Source organism: Kribbella sp. NBC_01245, from assembly GCF_036226525.1.
Lineage (GTDB): Bacteria > Actinomycetota > Actinomycetes > Propionibacteriales > Kribbellaceae > Kribbella.
Genome location: NZ_CP108487.1, coordinates 3,496,192 through 3,507,604, shown reverse-complemented (window position 1 = coordinate 3,507,604; position 11,413 = coordinate 3,496,192). Strand labels below are relative to the sequence as shown.

The window sequence follows — 11,413 nt, the reverse complement described above, 5'->3', positions numbered from 1 at the left end:
GGTGGGGGTGCGGCCTACTGTATCCCGTATACCGAGCCCCTCCGGAAGGTGGGACAGATGTCGCTGCGCTTTGCCGTCAACTGCTCGATCTTGTTCACCGAGCTTCCCCTTTACGAGAGATCGGCGGCCGCGCGTGCTGCTGGGTTCGAGGAGGTGGAGTTCTGGTGGCCATTCGAATCGGCCGTGCCCGAAGATGGCGAGGTCGACCGGTTCGAACGCGCCCTGGCGGATGCCGGAGTCAGCCTGATCGGGCTGAACTTCGCCGCCGGGGATATGGCCGCCGGTGATCGGGGTCTGGCCTCCTGGCCGGCCCGTTCGCTGGAGTTCCGCGACAATCTCGCGGTGGTCCTCGGCATCGCCGAGCGGACGGGATGCCGGGCGTTCAACGCGTTGTACGGCAACAGGATCGAAGGCGTGCACCCGGCCGCGCAGGACGAGCTCGCGATCGAGAATCTCGCCCTCGCGGCCGCGGCGTTACGCCCGATCGACGGCACGGTACTGGTCGAACCGCTCAGCGGGGCGGACCGTTATCCACTGCTGACCGCGGCGGATGTGGTCGACGTGATCACCAACGTCGAGCGGACCGGGGTCACGAACCTCGGCCTACTGGCGGATCTCTACCACCTGACGGTCAACGGCGATGACGTCGGCAAGGTCATCACGACGTACGGCGACCGGATCGCGCACGTGCAGATCGCGGACGCGCCCGGCCGGAACGAACCGGGGACCGGGTCGATCCCGCTCGCCCGGCATCTCGAAGACCTCGAGGCCGCGGGTTATCGCGGTCGATTCGCGCTGGAGTACAAACCGTCCACGGCGTCGACCCTGGAGAGCCTCGGCTGGATGCACTGAAACATCTGCTGCACTTGAACCTTGCAAGGAGCACGCCCATGCCCCGAATGACAGCGGCCCGTGCCGCGGTGGAGATTCTGCGCCGCGAGGGCATCACCCACATGTTCGGCCTGCCCGGTGCGGCCATCAACCCGTTCTACTCCGCGATGCGCGACCAGGGCGAGCTCAAGCACGTGCTCGCCCGGCACGTCGAAGGCGCTTCCCATATGGCGGAGGGCTACACCCGCGCCAAGGCAGGCAACATCGGCGTCTGCATCGGTACGTCCGGCCCGGCCGGTACCGACATGATCACCGGGATGTACTCGGCGTCGGCCGACTCGATCCCGATCCTGTGCATCACCGGCCAGGCCCCGGTGGCGAAGCTGCACAAGGAGGACTTCCAGGCCGTCGACATCCAGGCGATCGCGGCACCCGTGACCAAGTGGGCCGTCACCGTGATGGAAGCCGCGCAGGTCCCGGGTACTTTCCAGAAAGCCTTCCAGTTAATGCGATCGGGACGACCCGGCCCGGTGCTGGTCGACCTGCCCCTCGACGTACAGCTCACGGAGATCGACTTCGACCCGGACTTGTACGAGCCGTTGCCGGTGGCAACACCACGCGCTTCCCGAGCGCAGGCCGAGAAGGTGCTTCAGCTACTGGCCGAGGCCGAGCGGCCATTGATCGTGGCCGGCGGTGGCGTGATCAATGCCGATGCCGCGGAGCTACTGGTGGAGTTCGCCGAGCTGACCGGTATCCCGGTGGTGCCGACGCTGATGGGCTGGGGGACCATCCCGGACGACCATCCGCTGATGGCTGGCATGGTCGGGCTGCAGACCTCGCAGCGCTACGGCAACGCGACCATGCTGGAGTCCGACCTCGTGCTGGGGATCGGGAACCGCTGGGCCAATCGGCACACCGGCGGCCTCGACACCTATACGAAGGGCCGGACCTTCATCCACATCGACGTCGAGCCGACGCAGATCGGCCGGGTGTTCGCGCCCGACCTCGGCGTGGTCTCCGATGCGAGGGCCGCCCTGGAGGTTCTGCTCGAAGTGGCTCGCGCGCAACAGTTGCCGGACCGCTCGCGCTGGTCGGGCGAATGTGGCGAGCGCAAGCGGACCCTGCAGCGACGTACGGACTTCGAGAACATCCCGATCAAGCCGCAGCGGGTCTACCAGGAGATGAACACGGTCTTCGGGCCGGACACCCGGTACGTCTCGACGATCGGGCTGTCCCAGATCCAGGCCGCGCAGATGTTGCACGTCTACAAGCCGCGGCACTGGATCAACGCGGGGCAGGCCGGGCCGCTCGGCTGGACCGGACCGGCCGCGCTTGGCGTGGCGGTCGCCGATCCGGATGCGACGGTGGTCGCGTTGTCCGGCGACTACGACTTCCAGTTCCTGATCGAGGAGCTCGCGGTCGGTGCCCAGTTCAACATTCCCTACATCCATGTCGTGGTGAACAACGCCTATCTCGGGTTGATCCGGCAGGCGCAGCGCATGTTCGACATGGACTTCTGCGTGCAACTGGCCTTCGAGAACATCAACAGCGAGGAGGTCGGCGGCTACGGCGTCGACCACGTCAAGGTCGCGGAAGGCCTTGGCTGCAAGGCGTTGCGGGTCTTCGAACCGGACGGTATCCAGCCCGCGCTGGAAGAGGCGCGCAAGCTGATGGCCGAGTTCGAGGTGCCGGTGATCGTCGAGGTCATCCTCGAGCGGATCACGAACGTGTCGATGGGCACGGAGATCGACAACGTCATCGAGTTCGAGGCCGAGCCGTCGACTTCGGGGAAGGGCTAGGAGGTGACCGGCATGAGAGTCGCGGTTTTGGGTGCGGGCGCGATCGGCGCCTATGTCGGAGCGGCCCTGCACCGGGGTGGTACCGAGGTCCACTTGATTGCCCGAGGCCCCCATCTCGAAGCGATCCAGGCCAATGGCGTCAAGGTCCTCTCGCCTCGCGGTGACTTCGTCGCGATGACCCCGGCGACGGCCGACCCGGCCGAGGTAGGCCCGGTCGACTTCGTCTTCCTCGGCCTGAAGGCCAACTCGTACGCCTCCTGCGGGCCATTGATCGAGCCACTACTCCACGAGAGTACGACGGTGGTGGCCGCGCAGAACGGCATCCCCTGGTGGTACTTTCACGGACTCAAGGGCCCGTACGAAGGCCGCCGCGTCGAGTCGGTCGATCCGGCCGGCGAGGTCACCCGGGTGCTACCGCTGCGGCGTGCCGTCGGTTGTGTCGTCTACTGCTCGACCGAGATCGAAGGGCCCGGGCTGATCCGTCACCTCGAAGGCACCCGCTTCTCGATCGGCGAGCCCGACGGTACGACGTCCGACCGGTGCCTCGAGTTCAGCGCGGCCATGATCGCGGGCGGCCTCAAATGCCCGGTGGAAACGGATATCCGCAACGACATCTGGATCAAGCTGCTCGGCAACGCCGCGTTCAACCCGATCAGCGCGCTCGCCCGGGCGACGATGGTCGAGATCGCCAAACACCACGGCACCCGCGCGACCGTACGCCTCATGATGGAAGAAACCCTCGCCATCGCGGCAGCCGTCGGCTGTCACCCCGCGATCTCCGTCGACAAACGCCTCGACGGCGCCCAACGAGTCGGCGCCCACAAAACCTCCATGCTCCAAGACCTAGAAAAAGACAAACCCCTAGAACTAGACGTAATCCTCGCCGCCGTAGTCGAACTAGCCGACCTAACCGCCACCCCCGCCCCCACCCTCAAGGCAGTCCACGCCGTAACCGACCTCCTAAGCACCAAGGTCGGCACCGCCTAACCCCCCAACGACGGCACCGCCCAAACCCCCAACCGTCAACCCCCGCGGGCGGATTTGTGGAAAACCCCTCCGCGAGGTGCCTCCTTACGCCGCGCGTATGCAAGCGCAACAAGGCACCTCGCGAGAGAGTTGTCCCCAAATCGGCCCGTGCGTGTGCGGCGCGGGGCTCAGGCTGGTAGTCGGCGGGTGGGGTGGTAGCGCGCTCGGCACCGCCTAACCGCGCAAACGTCTATGCATTCATTCGTCGGAATCTGCCCTCGACCACCGCAGCCCTATACAGGTAAGCAGCCTGGCGAGGGCAGATTCCGACGAATGAATGCATAGACGTGGGGAGGCCGGGTGGTTCCCGATGGGGGAGCCACCCGGCCGTGTGTGGGTTAGGGCTTGGAGAGGTTTTCGATTACCTGGAGTAGGGCCGAGTGGTCTAGTGAGCCGTAGCCCTGGGAGCGGGCGGAGGCTACTAGTTGGGCTACTAGGCCGGTTACCGGGAGGGAGACGCCGGCGGCTCGGGCGGAGGCTAGGGCGATGCCCATGTCCTTGTGGTGGAGGTCGATCCGGAAGCCCGGGGCGAACTCGCGCGCGAGCATCGTCGACGCCTTCCGGTTGAGGACGGTATTGCCCGCAAGACCACCGGCGAGCACTTCGAGGCCCTTCGTACTGTCGACCCCCGAAGCCTCGAGCAGGACGATGGCTTCGCTGACGAGGGCGATGATGCCGGCCACCATCAGCTGGTTCGCCGCCTTGACGGTTTGCCCAGAGCCGGCCGGGCCCACGTGTACGACGGTCTTCCCCAGCAAGTCGAGCACAGGTTTAGCCGCCTCGAAGACCTCAGAAGGACCGCCGACCATGATCGACAGCGACGCCTCGATCGCGCCGGCCTCACCGCCGCTCACGGGCGCATCGAGTACCCGCACGCCCAACGGCAAAGCAGCCGACGCCACCGCGTTAGACGTCTCGGGAGCGATAGAGCTCATATCGATCAAGAGCTGGCCCTCGACGGCCGACTCCAGTACGCCGCTAGGTCCCAGCACCACCTCGGTGACCTGCGGGGAGTCCGGCAGCATCGTGATCACCACGTCCGCGCCGGCGACCGCCTCGGCGATCGTTGGCGCGGGCTTGCCGCCGGCCCGGAGCAGCCGCTCGACCGAGGCCGGCACCACGTCGTACCCGGTGACTTCGTGCCCAGCGCGCAGCAGGTTCGCGGCCATGGGCGAACCCATGATGCCGAGGCCGATGAATCCGATCTTCATACTCGATCCCTTCAACAGAAGCTAAACCGGCTGACGCTGCAGCGCCTCGCGCATCAACCGCGCGGCCTCGGATGGGGTTTTGCCGACCTTCACGCCGACGGCCTCGAGCGCCTCCTGCTTGGCGGCAGCCGTCCCGGACGAGCCCGACACGATCGCCCCCGCATGGCCCATCGTCTTGCCCTCGGGCGCGGTGAACCCCGCGACGTACCCGATGACCGGCTTCGTCACGTGATCAGCGATGTACGCCGCCGCGCGCTCCTCGGCATCGCCGCCGATCTCGCCGATCATCACGATGGCGTCGGTATCCGGATCCGCCTGGAAGGCCTCGAGCGCGTCGATGTGCGTGGTGCCGATGATCGGGTCGCCGCCGATACCGATGGCGGTGGAGAAGCCGAAGTCGCGCAGTTCGTACATCATCTGGTACGTCAAGGTGCCGGATTTCGAGACGAGCCCGATCCGCCCCTCGGCACTGATATCGGCCGGGATGATGCCGGCATTGGAACGGCCAGGGCTGATCAGACCAGGGGAGTTCGGCCCGATGATGCGCGTAGTGCCCGACGCCTGCGCATGCGCGAAGAACGTCGCCGTGTCATGCACCGGCACGCCCTCGGTGATCACGACCACGAGCGGAATGCCCGCGTCGACGGCCTCGATCACCGCGCCCTTGACGAAGCGCGGCGGTACGAACACCACCGACACGTCCGCGCCGGTCTCCTTCACCGCTTCGGCGACGGACCCGAACACCGGTACCACCCGGCTGCCGAACTCGACCGACTGCCCGCCCTTACCGGGCGTCACGCCGCCGACGATATCGGTGCCGGAGGCAAGCATCCGGCTGGTGTGCTTCTGGCCTTCCGAGCCGGTCATGCCCTGCACGATGACCTTGCTCTCTTCGGTCAGGAAGATCGCCATGTCGACACTCCTCTACTTGGCCACGGCGAGCGCCGCGAGTTCGGCGGCGCGATCGGCCGCACCGTCCATGGTTTCCACCAACGTGACCAGCGGATGGTCGGCCTGGTGCAGGATCAGCCGGCCGGCCTCGACGTTGTTACCGTCAAGCCGTACGACGAGGGGTTTGTCGGCCTGGTCACCGAGTAGTTCGAGCGCCTGCACGATCCCGTTCGAAACGGCGTCGCACGCGGTGATGCCGCCGAAGACGTTCACGAAGACGCTGTGCACCTGCGGGTCGCTGAGGATGATGCGCAAGCCGTTCGCCATCACCTCGGCCGAAGCGCCGCCGCCGATGTCGAGGAAGTTCGCGGGCTTCACGCCACCGTGGCGCGAGCCCGCATACGCGACGACGTCCAGGGTCGACATCACCAGACCCGCGCCGTTGCCGATGATGCCCACCTGGCCGTCGAGCTTCACGTAGTTCAAGCCCCTGGCCTTCGCCGCCACCTCCAACGGGTCACCGCTGGCGTCGTCCTCAAAACCAGCGTGCTCGGCGTGGCGGAAGGCGGCGTTCTCGTCCAGCGTCACCTTGCCGTCGAGCGCTTCCAGCCGGCCGTCGGCCAACCGCACCAGGGGATTGACCTCGACCAGGGACGCGTCCTCCTTGATGAAGACATCCCACAGCTTCTTGATCACGTCAGCAGCCTCAGCCGGGAACCCCGTGGCCGCGACGATCTCCAAAGCCTTGGCATCGTCCACCCCGACCAGCGGGTCGATCGCGACCTTGGCGACTGCGTCCGGGTTGGTGCGGGCCACCTCCTCGATCTCGACGCCACCCTCGGTGCTGGCGATGCACAGGTAGCCGCGGTTCGCCCGGTCGACCAGGAAGGAGAAGTAGTACTCCTCGGCGATCTCGGCCGCCGGGGCGAGCAGCACCTGCCGCACGGTATGGCCCTTGATGTCCATGCCGAGGATCTCCTCCGCCCGCGCGGCCGCCTCGGCCGGATCGGCCGCGAGCTTGACGCCACCGGCCTTGCCGCGGCCACCGGCCTTCACCTGGGCCTTCACCACGACCCGGCCGCCAAGCGCCTCGGCGGCCTCGGCGGCGAGCCCGGCGTCGTCGATCACCGTGCCGAGCGTGACCGGTACGTCGTGTCTCGCGAAGAGTTCCTTGGCCTGGTACTCCATCAGATCCATAGCGTGGTTCCTCCCAAGCATCGGGGCAGAGTGGTCTGTTCTTTCCCGCGAGTGGTCGCGTCTGGTCCGGACCCGCCGACCGCTACCGGACCGCCGCGGGGACCAGACGCGACCACTCGCGGGAAAGAACAGTTGGCAGTCGCAGACCGCTGGGTCGACTGTATGCTGTATACACATCGATTCACAAGAAGTCGCAATATTTCGCCTCTGGACAAGCCGGAGGTCGGAGGAGTACGAAGGCTTCATACGGTATGCAGTAGCCGAGGAGGCGATCCGGATGACCACAACGCGGGATGTGCGTGATGTCTACGGCCGGCGGTATCGCGTCGGTGAGGATCCACGGGAGCTGACCGGACGAAGCCGAAGTTGGCAGCTCTGGACGGCTTGGGCGTGCCTGGTCGCGATCAGCCCACTGCAGTACTCCTTCGGTGTTACCGCTCTCACTCTGCAAGGCGAACACGGCTGGGGTCTTGTCCAGACAATGTGGTTGCTCGCGCTCTTCGTCGCCTGCCAGGCCATCGTCGCCGTCCCCGTCGCCCGAGTGCACCGCCAGCGCCGCGTCACCCCCGCGCACCTCGTCGTACTCGGCGGAGCACTCGCCGCGATCGGCCTGATCTCACTCGCGCACACCAGCTCGTACGGCGCCGCGCTCGCCGGGTATGCCGTCATCGGAGGTGTCGGCGCGGGGATCGTCTACTCCGCCTGCATCACCACGGCCGCGAGGTGGTTCCCCGAGCGTCGTACCGCCACGATCGGATTCGTGACCGGCGGTTTCGCCTGTGGCGCGGTGCCGAGCATCCTGCTCCTGCAGGTCTGGTCGTCCACCTTGGTATTCGACCTGGCAGCGGCAGCCGCCCTCGTCGTGGTCCTAGTGGCAGCCAAGGTGCTGAAGGATCCGCCGCCGCACTGGTGGCCGGCCGAGCTCGACGCGCAAGCGTGGGCGGTCGACCGCAAACTCAACCGGAGCTACCCGCACAACCGGCCCGCCGTACGGCACTATGCACCCGGCGAGGCCTTCCGCACCGGGGCGCTGCCGCTGATGTGGCTCGCGCTCGCGATGAGTACGGCGATCTCGTTGTTCGGGATCGCCTTTGTCTTCGGGTACGGCGTTGAGGCGGGCGTGGGTGCGGCAACGGCGGGCGTGGCGGCCGCGATGCTTGCCGCGGTCAACGGATTCGGCCGGTCCACCGCGGGCCATCTGTCCGACCGGTTCGGGCGGCGCCGGGTATTGGCGGCCGTCTTCGCGGTCGAGGGCGTGACGCATGTCGGGCTCGCACTAGCGGGCGGTTCCGGCATCGCGTGGTTGTTCGTGGTGTGCGCGATGTTCGCCGGCCTTGGTGGTGGCGCCTTCTACGCGATCATGGCCAACCTCGTCCTCGAGTACTTCGGCGAGAACAGCCTCCTGCAGAACCAGGCCATCCTCTACAGCGCAAAGGCCTTCGGTGGCCTGGTGGGTGTAGGCGCAGCCGCCTCGCTGGTAGTTGCCGTCGGCTACCAACCCGTCTTCGCAGTAGCCGGAGTCCTTGGCCTCATAGCGGCTTTGCCGGTGCGGTTCCTACGCCAGCCGGGCAGACCCGTGCTGACGGCTGAGGGGCAACGAAGTCAGCTCGGTCAGCCCGTGGTCGCCGCCATTCGGCCGGGTGAGTGAGTCGACGATGAAGTCACGGTACGACCGCCTCAGTGCCGCCGAGCGCCAATCGCCTTGTCTGCTTGAGCTCGTCTCGAAGCTCGCCCGTGAGCCGTGGACGGATCACCCGAGCTGCGTCCATCCGACGCTCGGGTCGATCGCGAGAGCCGTGCACGACCACAGCAGTATCTCCGGCAGGCTTGCCCTCCGGGAGTTCGCGCCCGCGTTCGTGAACACCGCGCACGCAGGATTCGGTACGTCGGCCCGGCTGGTCGCGTTGTGCGTCTCGAACGCGCTCGCCAGTCCCCGGTCGGACTTGATCAGCAACGATGAACGTCGGCGCCTCGAGCTGGCTCGTCGTACGGCGTTGTTCCTGATGGAAGGCAAACCGGCGTTGGCCGGCCCGGCGCGCTGGTGGTTCCCCGTACTGGACCGCGTCGGCCTCAGCGAGCCGTTCTACCGCACCTATGTCTCCACCGAACACGCGGCCGAAGCTGTCGCCGTAACAGCGAAAGCCGCCGGCGCCGGTCGTGACGCCCAACTCCGGCGGCTCCTCAAACTATGCCTCTCCTCGGCACCGCCCCCACGGCGCCTCACCCTTGTTTAGGGACGAACTCCCTCGTGGTCAGCGTCCTGCCACATGCTCGCGTCGTAGTCGTCGTCAGGGATGATCACGAGCTCGGGATGGCCTGCGGGCCGGCGGGTCTGACCGATCAGCCGGCGCAGGTCCGACTGGCAGCGCTCGACGTCCTCGGCCAGGCGCTGGACGTCGAGGTGCCGGCCGATCCGGTTCTGCAGGCGACGTACGGCGGTCTCGAGATCCCTTGCCGCACGGGTGGCCTGGTCAAGGTCTTCGCGGATGTTCACAGGCGTTCTCCCCACACTCTGAAACCACACTCTGAAAGAGTACTCTTGCCGAGCATACGGGATACTGCATACAGTCGCCTAGAACTCGCCGAAGCCTGGACAACCGGCCGGTAGGTGGGCTATGAATACGGCTACACCATACGGTATGCAATCTACGAACCGGCTGGACTCATAGACCAGAACAACCGGCCTCCCCCTCGAGGAGATGACTACACAGATGGCTCAAACAGTGTCGGAAACCAGTGTCGCCGCGAACGGCAGTTCGCCGGACCAGAAGTCGGACGCGGAGGCCACCACCATCTCAGGTGGTCATCTGGTCGCGAAGGCCCTCAAAGCAGAGGGTATCGACGTGATCTTCACCCTCTGTGGCGGCCACATCATCGACATCTACGACGGCTGCGTGGACGAAGGAATCGCGGTCGTCGACGTACGGCATGAGCAGGTCGCCGCCCACGCCGCCGACGGTTACGCCCGGATGACCGGTAAGCCCGGTTGCGCGGTCGTCACCGCCGGCCCGGGTACGACGGACGCCGTCACGGGTGTCGCGAACGCCTTCCGGGCCGAGAGCCCGATGTTGCTGATCGGCGGCCAGGGAGCCCTGAACCAGCACAAGATGGGTTCGCTGCAGGACCTGCCGCACGTCGACATGATGACCCCGATCACGAAGTTCGCCGCGACGGTGCCGCACACGTCGCGAGTGGCGGACATGGTCTCGATGGCGTTCCGGGAGTGCTACAACGGCGCACCCGGTCCGTCGTTCCTGGAGATCCCGCGGGACATCCTGGACGGCTCGGTACCGATCGAGCAGGCAGTGATTCCGGAGGCCGGCCGCTACCGCGCCTCCACCAAGAGCATCGGCGACCCAGCCGGTATCGAGGCCCTGGCGGACCTGCTGGTCCGGGCCGAGAAGCCGGCCGTTCTGTTGGGCACGCAGGTCTGGACGTCACGCGGTACGGACGCGGCGATCGACTTCGCCCGCACGCTGAACATCCCGGCGTACATGAACGGTTCGGCCCGCGGCACGCTGCCGCCCGGCGACCCGCACCACTTCCACCTCTCCCGCCGGTACGCGTTCAACAACGCGGACGTCATCCTGATCGTCGGTACACCGTTCGACTTCCGGATGGGCTACGGCCGCCGGCTGCCGAAGAACGCGACCGTCGTACAGATCGACATGGACTACCGCACGGTCGGCCGGAACCGCGATATCGACCTCGGGCTGGTCGGCGACCCGGGCGCGATCCTCGCCGCTGTTACCCAGGCAGCGTCGGGGCGCCTGCACAACAAGGCGAACGACCGCAAGGCGTGGTTCAACGAGCTGCGCGCGGAAGAGGACGCGTCGTACCAGAAGCGCCTCCCGCGACAGCTGTCCGACGCGAACCCGATCCACCCGCTGCGGCTGGCGCACGAGATCAACGAGTTCCTCACCGAGGACTCGATCTATATCGGCGACGGTGGCGACATCGTCACGTTCTCCGGTGGCGTCGTCCAGCCGAAGTCGCCCGGTCACTGGATGGACCCGGGACCGCTCGGCACCATCGGCGTCGGCATCCCGTTCGTGATGGCGGCCAAGTACGCCCGGCCGGACAAGGAGGTCGTCGCGCTCTTCGGCGATGGCGCGTTCTCCCTTACCGGGTGGGACTTCGAGACGTTGGTGCGGTTCAACCTCCCGTTCGTGGGGGTGGTCGGCAACAACTCGTCGATGAACCAGATCCGGTACGGCCAGGAGCAGAAGTACGGCCATGACCGTGGTCGCATCGGCAACACGCTCGGTGACGTCAAGTACGACGAGTTCGCGAAGATGCTCGGCGGTTACGGCGAAGAGGTCCGCGATCCCAAGGACATCGGGCCGGCCATGCAGCGGGCGCGCGAGTCCGGGCTGCCGTCGCTGATCAACGTGTGGGTTGATCCGGATGCGTACGCGCCCGGAACGCTGAACCAGACCATGTACAAGTAGCCCGGGA

General features: G+C 66.7%; 10 protein-coding genes. 6 read left to right on the top strand and 4 right to left on the bottom strand.

Features of this window, described 5'->3' with window-relative positions:
• Window positions 1-57: 57 nt before the first annotated feature.
• The 3 genes from OG394_RS15410 to OG394_RS15400 are packed head-to-tail and all read left to right on the top strand — an operon-like array spanning window position 58 to window position 3,617.
• The gene (locus OG394_RS15410) at window positions 58-852 is read left to right on the top strand and encodes a hydroxypyruvate isomerase family protein (RefSeq protein ID WP_328996038.1); all 795 of its coding nucleotides are present in this window, start codon (window positions 58-60) and stop codon (window positions 850-852) included.
• Window positions 853-890: 38 nt separating this feature from the next.
• Window positions 891-2,630 (top strand): glyoxylate carboligase, encoded by a 1,740-nt coding sequence (gene gcl, locus OG394_RS15405; protein ID WP_328996037.1) that lies wholly within the window; start codon window positions 891-893, stop codon window positions 2,628-2,630.
• A gap of 12 nt (window positions 2,631-2,642) precedes the next feature.
• A complete protein-coding gene (locus OG394_RS15400) occupies window positions 2,643-3,617 on the top strand; it encodes a 2-dehydropantoate 2-reductase (RefSeq protein WP_328996036.1) in 975 nt (324 codons plus the stop codon).
• Window positions 3,618-3,994: 377 nt separating this feature from the next.
• Here the strand turns inward: OG394_RS15400 and OG394_RS15395 are convergent, their stop codons facing one another.
• From OG394_RS15395 to sucC, 3 genes are read right to left on the bottom strand one after another with little or no spacing between them, the layout of a single operon-like run.
• Window positions 3,995-4,867 (bottom strand): 2-hydroxy-3-oxopropionate reductase, encoded by an 873-nt coding sequence (locus OG394_RS15395; RefSeq protein WP_328996035.1) that lies wholly within the window; start codon window positions 4,865-4,867, stop codon window positions 3,995-3,997.
• Window positions 4,868-4,888: 21 nt separating this feature from the next.
• Window positions 4,889-5,779, bottom strand: a complete 891-nt coding sequence (sucD, locus tag OG394_RS15390) for a succinate--CoA ligase subunit alpha (RefSeq protein ID WP_328996034.1) — start codon at window positions 5,777-5,779, stop codon at window positions 4,889-4,891.
• A 12-nt stretch (window positions 5,780-5,791) separates the two neighbouring features.
• Window positions 5,792-6,955, bottom strand: coding sequence for an ADP-forming succinate--CoA ligase subunit beta (gene sucC / locus OG394_RS15385; protein ID WP_328996033.1), 1,164 nt, complete (start codon window positions 6,953-6,955; stop codon window positions 5,792-5,794).
• A 277-nt stretch (window positions 6,956-7,232) separates the two neighbouring features.
• Here sucC and OG394_RS15380 point away from each other — a divergent pair, with 277 nt between their 5' ends.
• Together OG394_RS15380 and OG394_RS15375 are read left to right on the top strand one after the other, a co-directional pair.
• Complete coding sequence (locus OG394_RS15380) at window positions 7,233-8,603, top strand: MFS transporter (protein WP_328996032.1); 1,371 nt, start codon at window positions 7,233-7,235, stop codon at window positions 8,601-8,603.
• A gap of 7 nt (window positions 8,604-8,610) precedes the next feature.
• Window positions 8,611-9,189, top strand: coding sequence for a hypothetical protein (locus tag OG394_RS15375; protein WP_328996031.1), 579 nt, complete (start codon window positions 8,611-8,613; stop codon window positions 9,187-9,189).
• Here the strand turns inward: OG394_RS15375 and OG394_RS15370 are convergent.
• The gene (locus tag OG394_RS15370) at window positions 9,186-9,449 is read right to left on the bottom strand and encodes a hypothetical protein (protein WP_328996030.1); all 264 of its coding nucleotides are present in this window, start codon (window positions 9,447-9,449) and stop codon (window positions 9,186-9,188) included. The genes OG394_RS15375 and OG394_RS15370 overlap by 4 nt on opposite strands.
• A 217-nt stretch (window positions 9,450-9,666) precedes the next feature.
• Here OG394_RS15370 and OG394_RS15365 point away from each other — a divergent pair, with 217 nt between their 5' ends.
• A complete protein-coding gene (locus OG394_RS15365) occupies window positions 9,667-11,406 on the top strand; it encodes a thiamine pyrophosphate-binding protein (protein WP_328996029.1) in 1,740 nt (579 codons plus the stop codon).
• Window positions 11,407-11,413 lie beyond the last annotated feature (7 nt).

Bases quoted from the DNA above. Each gene is read 5' to 3' on its own strand.
- OG394_RS15410 (WP_328996038.1), top strand. From the start codon at position 58: ATGTCGCTGCGCTTTGCCGTCAACTGCTCGATCTTGTTCACCGAGCTT.
- gcl (WP_328996037.1), top strand. From the start codon at position 891: ATGCCCCGAATGACAGCGGCCCGTGCCGCGGTGGAGATTCTGCGCCGC.
- OG394_RS15400 (WP_328996036.1), top strand. From the start codon at position 2,643: ATGAGAGTCGCGGTTTTGGGTGCGGGCGCGATCGGCGCCTATGTCGGA.
- OG394_RS15395 (WP_328996035.1), bottom strand. From the start codon at position 4,867: ATGAAGATCGGATTCATCGGCCTCGGCATCATGGGTTCGCCCATGGCC.
- sucD (WP_328996034.1), bottom strand. From the start codon at position 5,779: ATGGCGATCTTCCTGACCGAAGAGAGCAAGGTCATCGTGCAGGGCATG.
- sucC (WP_328996033.1), bottom strand. From the start codon at position 6,955: ATGGATCTGATGGAGTACCAGGCCAAGGAACTCTTCGCGAGACACGAC.
- OG394_RS15380 (WP_328996032.1), top strand. From the start codon at position 7,233: ATGACCACAACGCGGGATGTGCGTGATGTCTACGGCCGGCGGTATCGC.
- OG394_RS15375 (WP_328996031.1), top strand. From the start codon at position 8,611: ATGAAGTCACGGTACGACCGCCTCAGTGCCGCCGAGCGCCAATCGCCT.
- OG394_RS15365 (WP_328996029.1), top strand. From the start codon at position 9,667: ATGGCTCAAACAGTGTCGGAAACCAGTGTCGCCGCGAACGGCAGTTCG.